Consider the following 18,708-nt stretch of genomic DNA (forward strand, 5'->3'; position numbering starts at 1 on the left):
GTCGGGCAAAACAGGGGCATGATGGCATCATCGCAACGGGCGTGAGGCCGGCGCCCATCAGCACGCAACATCTCGACGCCGACCGATTAGCCTTCGATCTCGGGATCCGAACGCCACAGCGGTGATGGCTTTCCGTCGGCTTCCGGGCCCCCTGCGGGAATGCCGGCGAAACAATTCGCCGCGGTCGGCAAACTGCATTGGCAAAGACCCGCGAACATCCTCGGACTTCCGAAAGGCATGGCGCAAGTTGACGGTTCGACCAATCAACTTGATCCCGCCTCTCTACGCCCTGGATGCTAACTGAGTGTCTCAGCGGGCGGTGCACACCGGCTCCTACACGGTCTGCGGTAAGTCAGGTCGAATAGGAACAATTAGTGAACTTCGCCGTTCGTGGCGCGAGGGAGGCGTACCTGAAGAGGGAGGCCGTGATGCCACGCGGAGACAAACGCAGCTACATCGATAAGCAGAAGCGACAGGCCGAACACATCGAGGAAGGCTACGAATCCCGAGGTGTACCCGACACTGAAGCTGAACGGCGGGCCTGGGCGACCGTCAACAAAGAAATCCATGGCGGCAAGAAGAGCGGGTCCGGCAGAGGGACCGAAGCAGACACCTCGCCGTCACGCAAGGGCGGCAGACTTGGCGGAAAAGCACCAGCCAGCCGACCGGCCGATGAACGTACCAGGTCAGCCAAGAAGGCTGCTCAAACTCGCAAACGCCGCGCGGCGTGAAGGAGGCACAATGTCGACATGCGAAACCTGCGGCAATGATTATGACAAGGCTTTTCAGGTGGTGATGAACGGCCAGGCGCACACGTTCGACAGCTTCGAGTGCGCAATTCATGCCTTGGCGCCAACGTGCAAGCATTGCGGAACGCGCATCGTGGGGCACGGCCTGGAAAAGAGCGGCACCTACTATTGCTGCGACCACTGCGCCCAGAAGGAAGGCGTGACCGACCTCCGCGATCGTGTGTAATGGACGACCGACGAGCCTGCGGTCTCCGCTGGCCATGCCTTGCTTGAGACGATCTCAGTACGAGTTGCGCCATGGCGCCCGCACATAATCGCCTTGTTACGGTGTTCGGTGGAACGGGGTTTCTCGGCCGCCGCGTTGTTCAACACCTGCTCCGGGCACCTGAGTTTTTCGTTCGGATTGCATCAAGACATCCCGAACGGGGCAGACAGCTTTTTGGTCACGACGACCCACGCCTCCAATCTGTGAACGTCGATCTACGCGACGAGGGTTCGATAGCCGCTGCTGTTGATGGCGCATACGGCGCCATCAACACGGTCAGCCTCTATGTCGAACACGGACAGGAGACTTTTCATTCCGTACATGTGGAATCAGCCCGGCGACTGGCGGCCCAGGCACGTCGAGCTGGCGTCAAGCGGCTCATCCACGTTTCCGGAATCGGCTCTGACGCCACTTCGCCGTCCCTCTATATTCGCAAGCGTGGCGAAGGCGAACTCGCGGTCCGCGCAGTATTTTCTCAGGCTACGCTGGTTCGCCCGGCGGTAATGTTCGGCCCGGATGACGCGTTTCTCACCGTCATCCTCAAGCTACTCCGCCGATATCCGATCTATCCGATGTTCGGCCGCGGGTTGACACGATTGCAGCCGGCCTATGTTGACGATGTGGCCGACGCGATCACAAGAGCGCTTCTGAGAGCCGAAACAAGCGCAATCACATATGAATGCGCTGGTCCTCGCATCTACACATACGAAGAGCTTCTCAAAAAGGTTGCGCACGCAGCCGGCCGCAGCCCCATGCTCGTTCCAGTGCCGTTTGCTGCTTGGCATGCAGCGGGATGGATTTCGGAGCTGCTTCCAAGGCCACCCATCACCCGGAATCAGGTGGAGTTGATGAAGCTCGACAACATAGCGTCGGTGGGAATGCCAGGATTTTCCGAGCTTGGAATCCCGCCGCAATCAGTCGAACAAGTTGTACCGACAATGTTACGGGAAAGTATCGGGCGAACCAACTTTTGAACCTGATGCCATTTGATGATGGCAGCCAGGAGTATGGATCGCGGTCCACTGATGGCTTCTTCAACAACCTCAAAACCCAGCGCGATAAGTGCGCAATAACCAGGATCAGCACCGCGAGCACGACGGCCCCGAGCAGCCCGGTCAGGAAGATTGCTCTCCTTGCCGATGTCCGGAGAATGATCTCTCCGCCCCTCGCTCGCTCCGTCGGATAAGGCTCCTTGTGAGGAGGAGGCGTCCGCGCTGGACCTTCACGAACCATACTGAACAACGCATGCGTATGATTTCGTTTCACTTTGCGGGTGATCGGAACCGGTAAACTCTCTCCTTGGTTCCGGCCTTGGTTCCGGCGCGATTCAGTCCATGGAAAGGAACTCGTCACGTCCGTTCCCATTGGCTTTATGCACTGGGCATTCTTGATGGACGGGTCGCATGAGCGAATTTTCAGATCTTCGCGACCGTATGGTCGACGTTCAACTCGCGCGCCGTGGTATCCGTGATCGTCGCGTGTTGGAGGCTATGCGACAGGTCCCGCGGGAGCGGTTTGTGGAAGCCGGTTTTGAGGAATTTGCCTACGAGGACGGCGCACTGCCGATCGCAAACAACCAGACCATCTCGCAGCCCTACATTGTCGCGCTGATGACCGAGGCTGCCGAATTGAAGCCGACGGACAAGGTGCTCGAGGTCGGTACCGGCTCAGGCTATGCTGCCGCAATTGCTTCTCGGCTTGCTAAAACGGTTCACACGATCGAGCGACATGGCGCCCTGGCCAGAATCGCAGCGCAGCGGCTGATTGCGCTCGGATGTGCGAATTGCATTGTCCATACCGGCGACGGCACCCGCGGCCTGGCCGATGAGGCGCCATTCGACGCGATCCTGGTCGCTGCCGGCGGCCCCTCGGTGCCTGACGCGCTTAAGCGCCAGTTGGCCGTCGGCGGCCGTCTCGTCATTCCCGTCGGCAATTTCGGGCACGAACAATCGCTGCTCCGGATTACGCGCCGGAGCCAGACTGATTACGATGAGGAGACCTTCGGGGCCGTCCGCTTCGTGCCGTTGATCGGCGAGCAAGGATGGGCCGAGGATGGCACGCGCTCGGCCAGCAACCACATCCCCGGTCATACGCGGTTGCAATCGCTGACAGACATGATCCGTGCTACTATCGAACCGTTGCCTGCCTTCGATGATCCTGCATTCGGTGTGCTGTTCGATCGCTTCGGACAATCGCGCATCGTCTTGCTGGGCGAAGCCAGTCACGGTACGTCGGAGTTCTACCAGGCACGCGCAGCGATTACGCGCCGCCTGATCGAAAAACACGGATTTACGATCGTCGCCGTCGAGGCGGATTGGCCCGACGCCGCAGCGATCGACCGGTACGTTCGCGGTCGAACGCACCGCGGAGCGTCAAGCCAGACCCCGTTCGAACGCTTTCCGACCTGGATGTGGCGAAATACGGATGTCGCCTCCTTCGTTGACTGGATGCGCAGTCGCAATGAACGAATGCCGGCAACCGATCGAGCCGGGTTCTTCGGGCTCGACATTTACAACATGCGCGACTCGATCGCGGCCGTTCTCACTTACCTCGACAAGGTCGATCCTCAATCGGCAGCGGTGGCGCGCGAACGCTACGGCTGCCTGACGCCGTGGCAGCGCGAGCCTTCGACCTATGGCCGCGCCGTCCTGACCGAGCGCTACCGGAAATGCGAGGCGGAGGTGGTTCGGCAGTGCCAGGATATTCTGAAGAAGCAGCTCGACTATGCGGCGGACGATCCAGACAGCTTCCTCGATGCCGCGCAGAACGCCCGCTTGATCGCGTCAGCGGAGCGCTACTACCGGATCATGTATTACGGCGGCGCGGAGTCCTGGAATCTACGGGATACGCATATGTTCGAGACGCTAAGCCATGTACTTGACGCACATGGTCCCCAATCCAAGGCCGTGGTCTGGGCGCACAATTCCCATATCGGAAATGCGCGTTTTACCAGCATGGGCGCGGTCCGCAACGAGCTCAACATTGGTCAGCTCTGTCGGGAGAAATTCGATGAAGCGGCGTCGCTGATCGGATTAAGCACGCATACCGGCACGGTGGCAGCGGCCTCAGATTGGGACGCCGAAATGGAAGTGATGCAGGTTCGGCCGTCTCGACCAGACAGCTATGAGCGGCTGTTTCACGATGCCGGTGCGACGCGCGGCTTGATCGAATTCCGCCGCGAGGAGGCCCTTCGTCGTCGCTTGCTCGAACCGCGCCTGGAACGCTTTATCGGCGTGATCTATCGACCGGACACCGAGCTGCAAAGCCATTATGCCGAGGCCTCACTGCCTCAACAGTTTAACGCGCTGGTGTGGTTTGACGAGACACATGCGGTGACACATTTGGGTCCTGAGCATCGTCGCAGCGCTGTCCCAGACACCTATCCGTTCGGACTCTGATTGCAGCGTGGCCAGGCCAAGAACGTTAGGTGAATCTGATGTGAAGCTTACACCGGCGTCCACTACTGCCATGCAGCCTTCATGGAAGGCTGGTCGTGAGGCGATAAGTGATGAACGCATTCTTGTCATTGAATGTCGCCAAGATCTTCGTGCAGGCCGGGCCACGATGCTCACCGCTTGTGGCAGGGAGAGATGACGATACAGGGGCGGTTCCATTTCCGCTCAGGGTCAAATGCGCCGATGGGGGCGGTTGGTTGCGATTTCGGATTGCCGCGAGAAAGCGGACTGTTGCGGAGCATGTCGCGAACTCGCATTCGCGCAAAATGGCGACGCCTGCTGAATAGCGGGTATCGGCTCATGCATCAGGAAAGCTGTGTTGACGCATAATCATCCGCCACGAGTCAATTAGCGGCATAAGAACAGCTCCCTCCGCCGCGTCACCGCACGTGTCGTTCGACTTCTGCGAAGGGGCTCAGGCCGACGTGAAGGCATCGAGCCCGTCCCAGCTGGGCTACCGCTAGTACGGATTTTGAACTGGAAAGGTCCGGCCCTAGAGGATTACGGTTCTCCTATCTTCTCGGAGGAGGACCGCCATGAGCCTCAATCAAGGTCACGATATCCAATCAGCGAGCCCGCGCAGTTCGATCGACGTTGCGCGGGAACTCGGGCCCGTGTTTCAACGACGGGCCGAGCAGGCGACGGACGAAGATTGCTTTGTAGCCGAAAACTATGAGGACTTGAAATCGTCGGGATTGGTCGAAGCCGGCGTCCCCACCGAGCTCGGGGGCCGTGGGGCGGAGGTCGATGAGCTGGCCGAGATGCTCCGTGTCCTGGCGTATCACTGCGGATCCACAGCGCTTGCATTCTCCATGCACACCCACCAGGTCGCCATCACCGCTTGGCGCTGGCGGCATCAGAAAGTGACGGCGGTGGAGAACCTACTGACACGTATCGCCCAGGAACGCATTTTCCTACTCTCAAGCGGCGGTTCGGATTGGGTCGGCGGCTCCGGCAAAGCCGAGAAGGTGGACGGCGGCTATAAGATCACCGCTCGAAAGGTTTTCTCCTCGGGCTCGCCAGCCGGGACTCTCATGATGACGGGCGCGGTGCTGCAACAGGAGTGTGAGCCGCCAATGGTGCTTCACTTTGGTGTGCCGATGAGCTCACCCCAGGTGAAGATCTTGGACACTTGGCGAGTTTTGGGTATGCGCTCGACCGGTTCGAATGACGTGATGATTGATGGCTACGTAGTGCCTGAAAGTGCCGTATCGGCGCGTCGCAAGGCTGGTGAGTGGGATCCCTTATTCCAGACGATCGCAACCATCGCACTGCCACTGATTTACTCGGTCTATGTGGGCGTTGCCGAGAGCGCACGGGATATTGCTCTCTTGCTCGCGCGGCGCAAAGAGCTCGATCATAACGTTATACAGCTGGCTGGCCGCATGGATACCGAGCTTGCTGGCGCACGGATGGCACGGCAAACCATGCTTGCAGCTGTGCGCCTGAATAAGCCGTCGGCCGAAACAGTGAACCAGGTGGTGATCGGCCGCCATCTCGTAGCGCGGCATGCAATTGCAGCGGTGGAGTTAGCAATGGAGCTCGCTGGCGGCGCGGGGTTCTATCGCGCGGCCGGTCTAGAACGGCGCTTCCGCGACATACAGGCCGCACGCTATCATCCCCTGCAGCCCGGCGCCCAAGCAAGATATACGGGTGCAATGGCTCTTGGGCTCCCAGTCGACCAAATTTACTGACGTCCCTACAGCGGGACGAGCGCCTGGTGTCTCGGCCAGTGCAGCGTCTGCGCGATGATCGCGGCCTCGCTCGATCACGACATTGCGCAGGAGATCTTCAATACGCCGCCCGGCATCCTAGCCTGGGGCGCGATCGCGCATGAGGCGCGCGCGGTCGAGGGCAGTTATCGCGTCACGGCACGCTGGGATCTTGCCTCGGGCTCGTGGCAGGCGAGCAGCTCGGGTAGCGCGCGAAATTATTGAGGATCGCCTGCCAGCCGCCTTGCTGCTGCTCGACCGAGTGAGTCGCTTCGCTATCGAAGACGACGCGGACGACAGTGCCATTTGGGCCGGGCACGAACTCGACCTCGGCTGTTCGATCGCCGAACGCGTGTTCGATCCGCTTGTGCTCGACGATCTTGGTGTAGGTGCCGGCGAAGTCGAAGCCCATGCCGCCGTCCTTGGCTTCCATCCGGGACGAGAAGGCGCCGCCTTCCCGCAGGTCACCGTCGCCTTGGTCGTATGCCAGTCGTCGGACGCTGCAGCGCTGAAGGCGAGCAAACGCGCCCTCATGGGGTTTCAAAGCTGTCGGATCATCATTGCCCGAGCTGCTGAAGCACGGCGGACCACAATGCGAGCGGCTCCCTGAGGGCTGCCGGCTCGGATGGCCTTTGGCGAACGGCCGTGTGCACCATGACGAGCTTGGAGGCCGGGTCGACCAGGATGACCTGACCGCGGATGCCGAGCAGGGCAAATCTGCGCTGCTCGCCAGGGAGCAGCCACACCTGGTAGCCGTAGCCGAAATAAGGTGTGGCCACGCGGGGCGCGAGATGGCCATCGGCTGGTCTGACGGTCGTGGCATCCAGCAGCCACTGCCGGGGGATCAATTGGCGACCTTCCCAGGCGCCGTCATGTGCGAGCAACCGCGCCAGCCGCGCATAGTCGCGCAAGGTTGCGTTGAAGCAGCAAAAGGCAATCTCCTGTCCGCTCCCGTCGATCGCCCACGACGCATCCGCTTCGGCGCCGATGGGGTCCCAGATCCGGTCGTGGAGATAGTCGGCAACCGGCATGGCCGTGGCCGAGCGCAGGACTAGGCCGAGGATTTCGGTTTCTACGCTGGCATAGTGCCATCTGGTGCCCGGCGGTGCGGTTCGGGTGTTGAATTGCGCAACGATGGCCGCGGGATCTTTCGGCTCATCGACGAACAGGGCCCGTCCAAGCCGGGCGACGTCGTCGTTCCCATCATAGATTTCCGAGAACTGGACGCCCGAAGACATGGTCAACAAGGCGCGTATCGATGTGTTTCCATATTCCGTGCCTGCAAGGCCGGGAACGTAGGTCGAGACGAGGTCGTCGATCGATTTGATTCGTCCCTCCGAGACCGCGATCCCGACCAGCATAGCCACCAGCGTCTTGGCCATGGACTGCGAGACAAAGCGGTCGTGGTCGGTCCGCGCATATTGATAGTGCTCGTACAGGATGGTGTCGTCCCTGGCGATCAGGAGTCCCGTCACCGGGTTGCGCTTGAGGTAGTCCGCGATGCTCAGACGTTCGGTGCCAAAACTGTAGGCGATCGACGGCTCCGGCGCGCGTTTGAATTGCCAGGGCGCCGTGGCGCGAACGACCGCGCGCGAGGGATAGATCTCGCCGAAATGGCTGTAGACCCCGACGAGCTTGTCGAGCTGAGGGACGCCTCCCCGCGTGCCGACCGGATAGCCGTCAGCCGCGCCGTAAAGATCGGCATCGGGACCGCTGTCTGAAAAGACCGGCCCCGGCTCGGCGCTTCGGATGTCCTCTGCGCATGCTGAAGGTGCCCAGACTGCGGCGGCGAAAATGACGGGCAAGGCAAGCCTGCGGCGCCCACGCGGCCTGCACAGCGCTCCCCATTTCATTGGATTTGCCTCCTCGCACGTTGATGTGTGTGCGCTTGTGAGAACAACATCGCAGGCCGGTGACGTGAGATATGATATCATTGCGGACGGGCCGTGTCGCCCGCGGTGGCAACCCGCCTTGCTCTCGCCCGGCAGATAGGCCACCATCCCCTGCGCGCACCATCAACAAAATCAAAAGCGCTAAGGAAACGCATGAGCAAGCCGTCAAGCTTCGACTATGGCTGGGTCGTTGTCGCCGCGGGTGCGCTGATGACCTGTGTCGGATTCGGCACGATGCTGTCGCTGGCGGTGTTTTTGCAGCCGATCTCGCAAGCGATGGGCTGGTCGCGCGCCGGCGTGTCGGCGGCCGCGACGCTGGATTTTCTCTGCATGGGGGTGGCCGCGTTCCTCTGGGGCACGCTGTCGGACCGGTTCGGCACCCGCATCGTGGTGCTTGCCGGAAGCCTGCTGCTGGGGCTCGGCCTCGTGAGCGCGAGTCAGGCAGCAAGCCTGTGGCAATTCCAGCTTTGCTTCGGCGTACTGATCGGCATTGCCGCCGGCAGCTTCTACGCGCCGATGATGGCGCTCGCGAGCGCCTGGATCGAGAAGAACCGCAGCCTCGCGGTGGCGCTGGTCTCAGCCGGCATGGGCGTCTCGCCAGTGACAATCGCGCCGACCGCGAGCTGGCTGATCGCGGCCTATGACTGGCGCACCGCGATGCTGGTGATCGGCATCGCCGCCTGGGCGCTGCTGATCCCCGCCTGCTTCCTGGTGCGTCCGGCACCCGCAGTGGCGGCCCCTGCAACGGCGGACGCGGCGCCGGAGGTCGAGCTGACCGCGGCGCAGGCGCTGCGCACCCCGCAGTTCGTCGCGCTCGCCGCTGCCCATTTCGCCTGTTGCGCCGCGCATTCCGGTCCGATCTTCCACATGGTGTCCTATGCGATGGTCTGCGGTATCGCCCCGCTGACGGCCGTGACGGTCTACAGCGTGGCCGGCGTCTCAGGCCTCGGCGGCCGCCTGCTGCTGGGCGCGCTGGCCGATCGCAGCGGCGCAAAGCCCGTGCTGGTCGGCGGGCTGCTCGTGCAAGCCATGTGCATCGCGACCTATCTCGCGGTGGCGCAGCTCGGCGAGTTCTACGCGCTCTCGGTCGTGTTCGGCCTCGCCTATGGCGGCGTGATGCCGCTCTATGCGGTGCTGGTCCGCGAATTCTTTGGCGCACGCATCATGGGCACGGTGTTCGGCGCGGTGTCGGCCTTTGCCAGCCTCGGCATGGCACTGGGGCCATGGGCCGGCGGGCTCGTGTTCGACAATTTCCAGCGCTACACGTGGCTGCACGCCGGCTCGTTCACGATCGGGCTCGCAGCGGTCGCGGTGGCACTGAGCTTTCCGACCAGACGCCGGCCATCGCTCGACTTTGGCCGCGCTGCGGCCTGACGAGGTCGCGCATGAACAGATCGCAGGCCTTCGATCTCGTCGAACGTGCCCGGGCGATCGCGCCGCTCATCGCGCGTGAAGCCGACGAGATCGAGCAGTCGCGGCGGCTGACGCCTGCCGTGGTCGCCGCACTGATCGAGAACGGGCTCTACCGCGCGCTGCTGCCGCAAAGCCTCGGCGGCACTGAAGCCCCGATTGATATCTTCATGCAAATGCTGGAGGAGATCGCGACGGCGGACGCCTCGACCGCCTGGTGTCTCGGCCAGTGCGGCGTCTGCGCGATGATCGCCGCCTGGCTCGATCATGATACTGCGCAGGAGATCTTCAATACGCCGCCCGGCATCCTTGCCTGGGGCGCGATCGGGCATGAGGCGCGCATCGTGGACGGCGGCTATCGCGTCACGGCGCGCTGGGACTTTGCCTCCGGCTCGCGGCAGGCGAGCTGGCTGGGGGCGCATGTCCGTATCGTTAATGCCGACGGCACGCCGCGGAAAAATGCCGATAGCTCGCCGGAGGTGCGCACCATTCTGTTTCCGGTCGCGAGCGCCGTGCTGCACGACGTCTGGCAGGCGATCGGGCTCGCCGGCACCGGCACCGACTCCTACGAGGTCACCGATCTCTTCATCCCCGAGCGTTTCACGGCGTTCCGCGACGTGCCGTCCGCGCTGCGCGAACAGGGTCCTCTCTACAGAATCGGCACCGGCTCGACCTTCAGCCTCGGCTTTGCGGCAGTCTCGCTCGGCGTGGCGCGCGCCACGCTGGATGCGGCCATCGCGTTGGCGCGTGGAAAACACCAGTCACTCGCGGTCAGCGCCATGCGCGATAACGGGGCGGTCCAGGGACTGATCGGCCGCACCGAGGGCGATCTTCGCGCCGCCCGCGCCTATCTCTACGCCACCGCGCACGCGATGTGGCGCGATCTCAGCGCGACCGGCGAATTCAGTCCGACGCATCGCAGCGCGGTTCGCCTCGCCGCGACCTGGACCATCCACCAATCGGCGAAGGTGGTCGACGCCGCCTATCACATGGCCGGTGCGACGGCTGTGTTCCGCAGCAATCCGTTTGAGCGACGGTTTCGCGACATGCATGCCATCGCGCAGCAGATCCAGGCGCGCGATACGCATTATGAGGATGTCGGAAAGGCGATTCTGGCGGGGCATTGATAGCGTCCTCGTCGTCCGCATCAATGCCGCGCTGTGCGGCGAGGAGGCTGATGATCTCCGCATTCGGCCTTGCCTTGCTGAACAGAAAGCCCTGACCCTCATCGCAGCCCTTGGTGCGGAGACAGCAGAGCTCGGCTTCGGTCTCGACGCCTTCGGCGGTGATGGCGACCCCGAGACCTTGCCGAGGCTGACCATGGAGCGGATGATCGCTGGCGCTTCGTACTGTCCAATCCCTAAGCTGGCTTCCTCTAATCGTGACGATCCGCCATCTCGCTGCGATCCGCCAATTCCGCGCGAGCGCTGTCGGTCGCTGCCCACCACTCACCCAGCGCATCTATCAGCGGCACGAGTGCGTGGCCGGATGGGGTCAGATCATATTCGACGCGCAACGGATATCCCTCGAATTCCGCGCGCTGGACAATGCCGGCGTCCTCAAGCTTGCGAAGCTCCAGGGCCAGCATCTTGTGCGAAATGGTAGGGTTGTCCCGGCGCAGATCGCTGAATCGCTTAGTGCCCTCCTTCAGATAGTAAATCAGAAGCGTGGGCCAGCGGCCGCTGAGCACCTGCATCACTTCCTCGATGGGACAGCGGGAAACGAGATCTTTCATTGAGGGCTCGTGGTTACCAAAAAGTGCGTAATTTACTCGGCGGCACGGCCGAGTAGGGTCTGACTGCGCTGCGCAGCGTGATCATCAGAAGTCACGGAGAACAAAGGCCATGGAACCGATCTTATTGTACGGCTTCCCGTTGGGAAGCTCTATTGGGCTCGTCGCCGCGCTCAAATGGCTGGGGAAACCCTACCGGCTGTGTCGCGTCGATATGCTCGGCGAGATGCGCGAGCCTTCCTACGCCCGCATAAACGCCCGACACGAGACGCCGGTATTGATCACCGCGGAGGGACACGTGCTGACGGAGAGCATGGCGATCGCCGCCTGGCTCGAGGCCCGAGACCCGGAGCGGCGCATCAGCTTCGACCCGCTCTCGCGTGAGGCCGACCGGATGCACCAGTTGATGGCATTCCTAAATACCGGCTTCACGGCCGCATTCAGCCCGTTGTGGTTTGCGATGGAAATGAAGTCGCCCGACCCGGCGGTGCAGTCGGCGTTGCGGACCTGGGGTCGCGAGCGAGTGATTGAGCGCCACGACAAGCTCGAGCAGATGATTGAGGGAAGCACCTTCCTGGTCGGCGACCGCCCGACCTTGGCCGATGCCGCGTTCATCGGCGTAGCCCGCTGGCTCGAATTTCATAAAGTTGCCGACAAGGAACGGTGGCCGAAGATGGCGACTCTGCGCCAGCGGCTGGAAGCCAATCCCGCCGTCATTTATGCGTCCGATCTGGAGAAAGGGGGGACCAACCGTGGAAACGGGGCGCGCGCGGGCGACGTTGAACTCGCGAAGGTCATCGAGCGGTTCGGAAGATAGAATGCCGCGCCGAAGGTCGTCGCGGCGGCATCCGAAGATACAGGTTACGGCGGGCTGAAAGTCTAATTCTTGGCCCTTGAGACGGCGTTGGGCTATAAAAGCCCCAGCATGAGTCCCCGCCGTCTCACCCTCCTCCTGCTTCTGGCTGCGCTTCTGATCGCCGGCACCGCGCTGGCCCAGGACAAGGGCAGCGTCACCCCGAAGCCGCTGCCGCCGCTCGGCAATCCGAACGATCCCACGCTCGCTGCCAAGGAGCTGTTCGCGCGCAAGCTGCTGCCGTCGAAAGGATTGGCGCATGTCTTCGGCTCCTACACCAAGGGCTGCATCGGTGGCGCCATGCAGATGCCGCTCAACGGCGACAATTGGCAGGTGATGCGGCTGTCGCGCAACCGCAACTACGGCCATCCCGATATGATCGCCCTGATCAAGCGGCTCGCGGCCAAGGCGCACAAGGACGCCGGCTGGCCTGGCATTTTGGTCGGCGACATTGCCCAGCCGCGTGGCGGGCCGGCGCTGTCGGGCCATGCCAGCCACCAGATCGGTCTCGATGCCGACATCTGGTTGACGCCGATGCCGGACCGCCGGCTCTCGCGCGAGGAACGCGAGGAGATGTCGGCGGTGATGATGGTGCGTCCCGACCGACTCGATATCGATCCGAAAGTGTTCACACCTGGCCATGTGCTGGTGCTGCGCGACGCGGCGCGGGAGCCGGCGGTGCAGCGCATCTTCGTCAACGCCGCGATCAAGAAGGCGTTGTGCCGCGAGGCCAAGGGCGACCGCGCCTGGCTGTCGAAGATCCGCCCCTGGTGGGGCCACGACTATCACTTCCACATCCGCATGCACTGCCCGGCGGGCGCTGGCGACTGCGAGGGCCAGCCGTCGCAAGCCGAGGACGAAGGCTGCAAGCCTTCCGATCTTGCTTACTGGTTCTCGGATGCGGTGCTGCACCCAAAGCCGCCGCCGGAGCCACCGAAACCGAAGCCGCCGATGACGCTGGCCGAGATGCCGGCCGCATGCAAGGCGGTGCTGCACGCGCCAGATGCGAAGCCGTGACAGGCGCGCGGTAAAAACTCCGTCAGCGGCTGATCCATGACCTCACGAATGCGCTATGGTGCAGCGTTGCGCTGCCGTAAGCGTGCGACACCCGCCGGGACGCGCATCCCGCTCCAGCCCATCCCGTCCGCATGCGCGGCGCTATCGCCGAGCACCAGCCACCGCGAGAACTCCATGCGCATCAGTGCACGCAATCAGATCAAAGGCAATGTCGTCGAGGTCACAAAGGGCGCCACGACCTCGCACATCCGCGTCGACATCGGCGACGGCACGATCGTGACGTCCTCGATCACCAACGAAGCCGTCGACGACCTCGGCATAAGGGCAGGCGGCAAGGTCACCGTTGTGATCAAGGCCTCCGATGTCATGATTGCCGTAGATTGACCATGAAATCGTCTTTCCTCGTGGCCCTGCTGCTGCTTGGCACGGCCCCCGTTCTTGTCGCTGAGGAGCCCAGCGGCTGCGACAAGTTCAAATGGCCGATCGAGCGCGACCGCACGGCGCTCACCGCGCCGGACCGTGCGAAATTCGCATCGGGCAGCGAACAGGCGGCAGTGCCGTCATCCGCCATCACGCTGGGGCTGGTCCCGCCCGCGGACGCAAAATTGCCGACGCCGCCTGAGCGCGCGCCCAAGGACGGCACCTTCGCGGGCTTCACCAGCGTCAAGGCGCCGAAGGCCGGGCTCTACTCGATCAGCCTCTCGGCCGGGGCTTGGGTTGACGTGGTCCAGGACGGGCATGTCCTCAAGCCCGTTGCCTTTAGCGGCGCGACCGATTGCGACGGCATCCGCAAGAGCATGAAATATCAGCTGTCGGCACAGCCCTTCGTGCTCCAGGTCAGCGGCGCCAAGGACAATTCGGTCTCGATCGCGATCCTGCCGGCGCAATAGGCGCCCCCTGGTTAGACAAACGGTCGCCTTTGACCTAAGACGTGTGCCTGCTATCTTTGAGCAGCGATATCCCTGCCGGCCGTAAGCCGCCGTGGGGCTCCGTGGAACAGCGCGTCCGCCCGTCGCATCAGACCCACCCAACGCCAAATTTGCGCGCGTCACCGCGCGCGAGCTCGCACGGAGCGCTATCCATGTTTCGTATTGCCGCACTTGTCACCGCCTTCGGCATCCTCGCGGGCGCGAGCCTGTCGCCCGCTAGTGCCGAGGACAAGACCATCACCGTGTTCGCGGCCGCCTCGATGAAGAACGCACTCGACGAGATCGACGCGACCTACACCGCCAAGACCGGCGTCAAGTTCAGCGTCAGCTATGCTGCGAGCTCGGTGCTCGCGAGGCAGATCGAGCAGGGCGCGCCGGCCGACGTGTTCGTCTCCGCTGACACCGACTGGATGGATTACGCCATCGCCAAGAAAGCCGTCAACGAATCCACCCGGGTCAACCTGCTCGGCAACAGCATCGTGCTGATCGCGCCGAAGGACTCAAAGGTCGATAACGTCACGATCGCGCAAGGCCTCGACCTCGCCAAGCTCGCCGGCGACGGCAGGATCGCGACCGGTGACGTGAAATCCGTGCCGGTCGGCAAATACGCCAAGGCTGCGCTCGAGAAGCTGGGCGCCTGGCGGGCCGCCGAGCCGAAATTCGCCATGGCCGAGAGCGTGCGCGCCGCGCTGACGCTGGTGGCGCGCGGCGAGGCCGTGCTCGGCATCGTCTATGCGACCGACGCCAAGGTCGAGCCGGACGTGAAGATCGTCGGCACCTTCCCGGCCGATTCGCATCCCGCGATCATCTATCCCGTCGCCGCGACCACGACCGCGAAGGGCGAGACCAGCGACTATCTTGCCTTCCTGCGCTCGACGGTCGCCAAGACCATTCTGGAGAAATACGGCTTCAAGTTCCTTATCAGCCCCACCACATGATATCTCCGGCTTGATGTCCGAGATTTCACCCGCGGAATGGACGGCGATCCTGCTTTCGCTCAAGGTCGCCGTCATCGCAACGCTGGTGGCGACGCCGTTCGGCATCGCGCTGGCATGGCTGCTCGCGCGGCGCGATTTCTGGGGCAAGTCGCTGCTCGACGCACTCGTGCATCTGCCGCTGGTGCTGCCGCCCGTGGTCACCGGCTATCTGCTGCTGCTTAGCTTCGGCCGCCGCGGCCTCCTCGGCGGTTTCCTCGCCGACAATCTCGGCATCGTCTTCGCTTTCCGCTGGACCGGCGCTGCGCTCGCCTGCGGCGTGATGTCGTTTCCGCTTCTCGTGCGGCCGATGCGGCTGTCGATCGAGGCGATCGACCGCCGGCTCGAGCAGGCCGCCGAGACGCTTGGCGCGGCGCCGTGGAAGGTGTTCTTCACGGTGACGCTGCCGCTCGCGCTGCCCGGCGTGCTCGCCGGCATGGTGCTCGGCTTCGCCAAGGCGATCGGCGAGTTCGGTGCCACCATCACCTTCGTCTCCAACATTCCCGGTGAGACCCAGACGATCTCGTCTGCGATCTATTCGCTGATCCAGACCCCCGACGGCGACGCCGCGGCGGGACGACTCGTCATCGTCTCGATCGTGCTCGCGCTCGGCGCTCTGATCGCGGCCGAGTGGTTCGCCCGCCGCGCCACCGCGCGGCTGCACGGGAATTGACCATGCTGCGTGTGGATGTCGAAAAACAGCTCGGCGAATTCTCGCTGCACGCGTCCTTCACCGGCGAGGGACGCGTCATCGGGCTGTTCGGCGCCTCGGGCGCCGGCAAGACATCGCTGGTCAACATGATTGCAGGCCTGTTGCGGCCCGACCGCGGCAGCATCGTGATCGACGGCGAAACCGTCGACGACACCGCGGCCGGCATCCATGTGCCGACCTGGCGCCGCCGCGTCGGCTACGTCTTCCAGGATGCGCGGCTGTTTCCGCATCTCAATGTCGCGCAGAATCTCGACTATGGACGGCAGATGAACCGCCTCGCACCCGATCCGGCCCAGCACAAGCGCATCGTCGACCTGCTTGATATCGGCACCCTGCTCGGCCGCCGCCCCGGGAAGCTCTCCGGCGGCGAGCGCCAGCGCGTCGCGCTCGGCCGCGCGCTGCTGTCGAAGCCACGCCTCCTGCTGCTTGACGAGCCGCTCGGCGCGCTCGACGAAGGCCGCAAGCTCGAGATCCTGCCTTATCTGATGCGGCTCCGCGATGAAGCCAACGTGCCGATGGTCTATGTCAGCCACGACGCCGCCGAGCTGCGCCAGCTCGCCACGCAGATCGTGATGCTGAAGCAGGGCCGCGTGACGTCGTTCGGCGGGGTGAAGGTGCTGACATAAAGACGCAGCCGGAAATCCGGCTGCGCGGCCATATCATTCAGAGCTACCAGCCTCGCTCGACGTTGCGCACCTCACCCGTCCTCGCGTCAACGTAGACTTCCATCCAGCGGCCTGCACGATCCCGCCCATCAACCTCCCATTCGTCGCCGAGGAAGTTGGTGTGGGAGACCGTCACGACGCCAAGATCTGTCGCGACGTCGAGCGCGACCTGCATCGAGATCTGATCGCCGGTATCGTAGGCCATCGCCGGTGCGGCAGCGCCGAGCGCGAGGGCTGTTGCGATCGGAAGGATGAACTTTCGCATTGGCATACTCCTGCGGTCCAAGCTGTTACGCGGCTTAGAACGAGCGGCATGGCAGAGTGTTCCGGGTTTCGACGTCACGAAACCGCGCAAATCTTCGGCGGTTGCGGCGATTTGGTGGCGGTTCCTCATCGTGATTGTCCTGGCAAAAGCCAGGACGACACCCAAATCAGACCCCCGCCACCGACGCCCAGACGTCGGCGAGCTTGCGCCGTAGCGCCTGCGCACGCGTCAGCGGCGTCGGGGTCTCGTCCTCTTCCGGCAGGCGCAGGCCAACGACGTTGACGCGGCCGCCGGAGATCGAGCGCGCGACCAGCACAATCGTATCCAGCGCAAGCTCGGCGCCCTCTTTTGGCGCGTGATCGAGATGAACGTCGAAATAATCAGCCAGCGTCAGCTTACTTTCCTCCTTGTCGACCTTCACGCCGTAGATCTCGGCGAGCTCGGCGAGCGTGTGCTCGCCCGAGACCATGAAGTCGCCGAGCAGATGCGGATCGGGCGCCGAGCTCGGCTGCATGTCGACGAAGAAGCGGTCGAGTGCCTCCGCCTTTTCCGGCGGCGCCAGCAGGTAGATGTAATCGCCGGGCGCGATTGGATCGGCCTCCACCGGCGTCAGGATGTTCTCGTTGCGGATGACGAGCGTCGGCTTGGACCAGGATGGAATCAGTCCGCGGCGAAAATACAAGCTCTTCGGCCGCACCGGATAGCCGACCAGTTGCTGTTCGAGCTGGCCCGGCAGATCGAGTTCGACGCGGCGCGGGCCGCGCTCGGCGCGCGGCAGCGCCACGTGCAGCTTGCGCGCGGCGGGCGCCAGCGTCCAGCCTTGCAGCAGCAGCGAGATGATGACGACGACGAAAGCGACGTCGAAATAGAGATAGGCCTTGGACAGGCCGACCAGCATCGGGATCGAGGCCAGGAAGATCGCGACCGCGCCGCGCAGGCCGGTCCAGGCGATGAAGACTTTCTCGCGCCACTTGAAGCGGAACGGCGCAAGGCACACGAACACGGCAAGCGGCCGCGCGACCAGCATCAAGACGAGCGCGACGCCGACGGCCGGCAGCACGCTGGCGCCAAGCCGGCTCGGCGAGACCAAGAGGCCGAGCAGCACGAACATCACGATCTGCGCCAGCCAGGTCGCGGCGTCCAGGAAGGCCACCACCGAATTATGCGCGCGCGTCGGCCGGTTGCCGATAATGATTCCGGCGAGATAGACTGCAAGAAAACCGGAAGCGTGCATGATCTGCGAGCCGCCGAAGATGACGAGCGCGCCGGTCGTCACGAACGGCGCATGCAGGCCCTGCGGCAGCGCCACCTGGTTGAGCGCGATGACGACCAGGCGTCCACCGATCACGCCGACGACGGCACCCAGCACCGCCTCCTGGACGAACTCCATCAGCACATGGCCGGGCGAGCTCGAGCCGAGCGAGATGTACTCGACCAGCATGAGCGTGAGGAAGATCGCAAACGGATCGTTGGTGCCGGATTCCGCCTCCAGTGTCGCACCGACGCGCGGGCGCAGGCGCAGGCCCTGGGTGTGCACCAGCAGAAAAACCGCGGCGGCGTCGGTCGAGGCGACCACAGCGCCGACCAGCAACGATTCCGACCAGTTGAGATCGAGCGCGTATTTCGCGAATGGCGCGGTGATCAGCGCCGTCAGCAGCACGCCGATGGTCGCCAGCACCACGGAGGGCGCGAGCACGGTGCGGATGCTGGCAAAGCGCGTCCGCAGGCCGCCGTCGAACAGGATCAGGGCGAGCGCCACCGAGCCGACCAGATAGGTGGTGCGGACGTCGTCGAACTGGAGCTGCCCGGGCCCCGAATCGCCGGCGAGCATGCCGATCGCAAGGAAGACAAGCAGCAATGGCGCGCCAAAGCGCAGCGCAAGCAGGCTCGAGAGGATGCCGGCCATGACGAGAACAGCGCCGAGCAATATGGCGAGGCTGACGGAGTCGAGGGAGGCCATCCACCTTCCGGGTAAAAATCGCTGGATTTGCATCCTTATCGTCGGCGGACTCGCGCGCCAACCTATTTTCTCCCGCTCGCGGCAATCTGCCCGCATTTTGCGGCCTTAACGCGCATCA

18 protein-coding genes and 3 pseudogenes are annotated in these 18,708 nt (G+C 63.5%); 15 read left to right on the plus strand and 6 right to left on the minus strand.

What is annotated here, in order from left to right; all coding sequences use genetic code 11:
• Nucleotides 1-428 precede the first annotated feature (428 nt).
• From IVA91_RS08180 to IVA91_RS08205, 6 genes and pseudogenes are all read left to right on the plus strand, one after another.
• A complete protein-coding gene (locus IVA91_RS08180; RefSeq protein WP_247276446.1) occupies nucleotides 429-731 on the plus strand; it encodes a plasmid stabilization protein in 303 nt (100 codons plus the stop codon).
• A 10-nt stretch (nucleotides 732-741) separates the two neighbouring features.
• Nucleotides 742-975, plus strand: coding sequence for a hypothetical protein (locus IVA91_RS08185; RefSeq protein WP_247276393.1), 234 nt, complete (start codon nucleotides 742-744; stop codon nucleotides 973-975).
• A 71-nt stretch (nucleotides 976-1,046) separates the two neighbouring features.
• A complete protein-coding gene (locus IVA91_RS08190) occupies nucleotides 1,047-1,988 on the plus strand; it encodes a complex I NDUFA9 subunit family protein (protein ID WP_247276392.1) in 942 nt (313 codons plus the stop codon).
• Between the two features lie 429 nt (nucleotides 1,989-2,417).
• A complete protein-coding gene (locus IVA91_RS08195; protein WP_247276391.1) occupies nucleotides 2,418-4,412 on the plus strand; it encodes a protein-L-isoaspartate(D-aspartate) O-methyltransferase in 1,995 nt (664 codons plus the stop codon).
• Between the two features lie 593 nt (nucleotides 4,413-5,005).
• On the plus strand, nucleotides 5,006-6,163 hold the full coding sequence (locus IVA91_RS08200; protein ID WP_247276390.1) for an acyl-CoA dehydrogenase family protein: 1,158 nt from the start codon (nucleotides 5,006-5,008) through the stop codon (nucleotides 6,161-6,163).
• A 15-nt stretch (nucleotides 6,164-6,178) separates the two neighbouring features.
• A pseudogene (locus IVA91_RS08205) lies at nucleotides 6,179-6,391 on the plus strand (acyl-CoA dehydrogenase); the annotation flags it as partial.
• Here the strand turns inward: IVA91_RS08205 and IVA91_RS08210 are convergent.
• Nucleotides 6,336-6,703: pseudogene (locus tag IVA91_RS08210) on the minus strand (SRPBCC domain-containing protein); the annotation flags it as partial. The pseudogenes IVA91_RS08205 and IVA91_RS08210 overlap by 56 nt on opposite strands.
• A 35-nt stretch (nucleotides 6,704-6,738) precedes the next feature.
• On the minus strand, nucleotides 6,739-7,986 hold the full coding sequence (locus IVA91_RS08215; protein ID WP_247276389.1) for a serine hydrolase: 1,248 nt from the start codon (nucleotides 7,984-7,986) through the stop codon (nucleotides 6,739-6,741).
• Nucleotides 7,987-8,226: 240 nt separating this feature from the next.
• On the opposite strand from IVA91_RS08215, the gene IVA91_RS08220 reads away from it, so the two are divergent.
• Both IVA91_RS08220 and IVA91_RS08225 read left to right on the plus strand, forming a co-directional pair.
• Complete coding sequence (locus IVA91_RS08220) at nucleotides 8,227-9,447, plus strand: MFS transporter (RefSeq protein ID WP_247276388.1); 1,221 nt, start codon at nucleotides 8,227-8,229, stop codon at nucleotides 9,445-9,447.
• 11 nt (nucleotides 9,448-9,458) lie between these two features.
• Entirely contained in the window at nucleotides 9,459-10,610 is a 1,152-nt protein-coding gene (locus tag IVA91_RS08225; RefSeq protein WP_247276387.1) for an acyl-CoA dehydrogenase family protein, read from the plus strand.
• 1 nt (nucleotide 10,611) lies between these two features.
• On the opposite strand, the pseudogene IVA91_RS08230 reads toward IVA91_RS08225, so the two are convergent.
• Nucleotides 10,612-10,829 (minus strand): annotated as a pseudogene (locus IVA91_RS08230) (EAL domain-containing protein); the annotation flags it as partial.
• Between the two features lie 29 nt (nucleotides 10,830-10,858).
• The gene (locus tag IVA91_RS08235) at nucleotides 10,859-11,218 is read right to left on the minus strand and encodes a helix-turn-helix domain-containing protein (protein ID WP_247276386.1); all 360 of its coding nucleotides are present in this window, start codon (nucleotides 11,216-11,218) and stop codon (nucleotides 10,859-10,861) included.
• 109 nt (nucleotides 11,219-11,327) lie between these two features.
• Between IVA91_RS08235 and IVA91_RS08240 the strand changes: the two genes are divergently transcribed.
• From IVA91_RS08240 to modC, 7 genes are all read left to right on the plus strand, one after another.
• The gene (locus IVA91_RS08240) at nucleotides 11,328-12,032 is read left to right on the plus strand and encodes a glutathione S-transferase family protein (RefSeq protein ID WP_247458537.1); all 705 of its coding nucleotides are present in this window, start codon (nucleotides 11,328-11,330) and stop codon (nucleotides 12,030-12,032) included.
• 108 nt (nucleotides 12,033-12,140) lie between these two features.
• A complete protein-coding gene (mepA, locus tag IVA91_RS08245; protein ID WP_247276384.1) occupies nucleotides 12,141-13,085 on the plus strand; it encodes a penicillin-insensitive murein endopeptidase in 945 nt (314 codons plus the stop codon).
• Nucleotides 13,086-13,259: 174 nt separating this feature from the next.
• Nucleotides 13,260-13,469, plus strand: a complete 210-nt coding sequence (locus tag IVA91_RS08250; RefSeq protein ID WP_247276383.1) for a TOBE domain-containing protein — start codon at nucleotides 13,260-13,262, stop codon at nucleotides 13,467-13,469.
• A 2-nt stretch (nucleotides 13,470-13,471) separates the two neighbouring features.
• Nucleotides 13,472-13,975 (plus strand): hypothetical protein, encoded by a 504-nt coding sequence (locus tag IVA91_RS08255; protein WP_247276382.1) that lies wholly within the window; start codon nucleotides 13,472-13,474, stop codon nucleotides 13,973-13,975.
• 191 nt (nucleotides 13,976-14,166) lie between these two features.
• The gene (gene modA, locus IVA91_RS08260) at nucleotides 14,167-14,952 is read left to right on the plus strand and encodes a molybdate ABC transporter substrate-binding protein (RefSeq protein WP_247276381.1); all 786 of its coding nucleotides are present in this window, start codon (nucleotides 14,167-14,169) and stop codon (nucleotides 14,950-14,952) included.
• Nucleotides 14,953-14,965: 13 nt separating this feature from the next.
• Complete coding sequence (gene modB / locus IVA91_RS08265; protein WP_247276380.1) at nucleotides 14,966-15,661, plus strand: molybdate ABC transporter permease subunit; 696 nt, start codon at nucleotides 14,966-14,968, stop codon at nucleotides 15,659-15,661.
• A gap of 2 nt (nucleotides 15,662-15,663) precedes the next feature.
• The gene (gene modC / locus IVA91_RS08270; protein WP_247276379.1) at nucleotides 15,664-16,326 is read left to right on the plus strand and encodes a molybdenum ABC transporter ATP-binding protein; all 663 of its coding nucleotides are present in this window, start codon (nucleotides 15,664-15,666) and stop codon (nucleotides 16,324-16,326) included.
• Nucleotides 16,327-16,369: 43 nt separating this feature from the next.
• Here modC and IVA91_RS08275 read toward each other — a convergent pair whose 3' ends face one another.
• Both IVA91_RS08275 and IVA91_RS08280 read right to left on the minus strand, forming a co-directional pair.
• Nucleotides 16,370-16,630 (minus strand): PepSY domain-containing protein, encoded by a 261-nt coding sequence (locus IVA91_RS08275; RefSeq protein ID WP_247276378.1) that lies wholly within the window; start codon nucleotides 16,628-16,630, stop codon nucleotides 16,370-16,372.
• A gap of 166 nt (nucleotides 16,631-16,796) precedes the next feature.
• Nucleotides 16,797-18,590, minus strand: coding sequence for a potassium/proton antiporter (locus IVA91_RS08280; protein ID WP_247276377.1), 1,794 nt, complete (start codon nucleotides 18,588-18,590; stop codon nucleotides 16,797-16,799).
• Nucleotides 18,591-18,708: the final 118 nt, after the last annotated feature.

The sequence above is a fragment of the Bradyrhizobium sp. 153 genome (assembly GCF_023073835.1).
GTDB lineage: Bacteria > Pseudomonadota > Alphaproteobacteria > Rhizobiales > Xanthobacteraceae > Bradyrhizobium.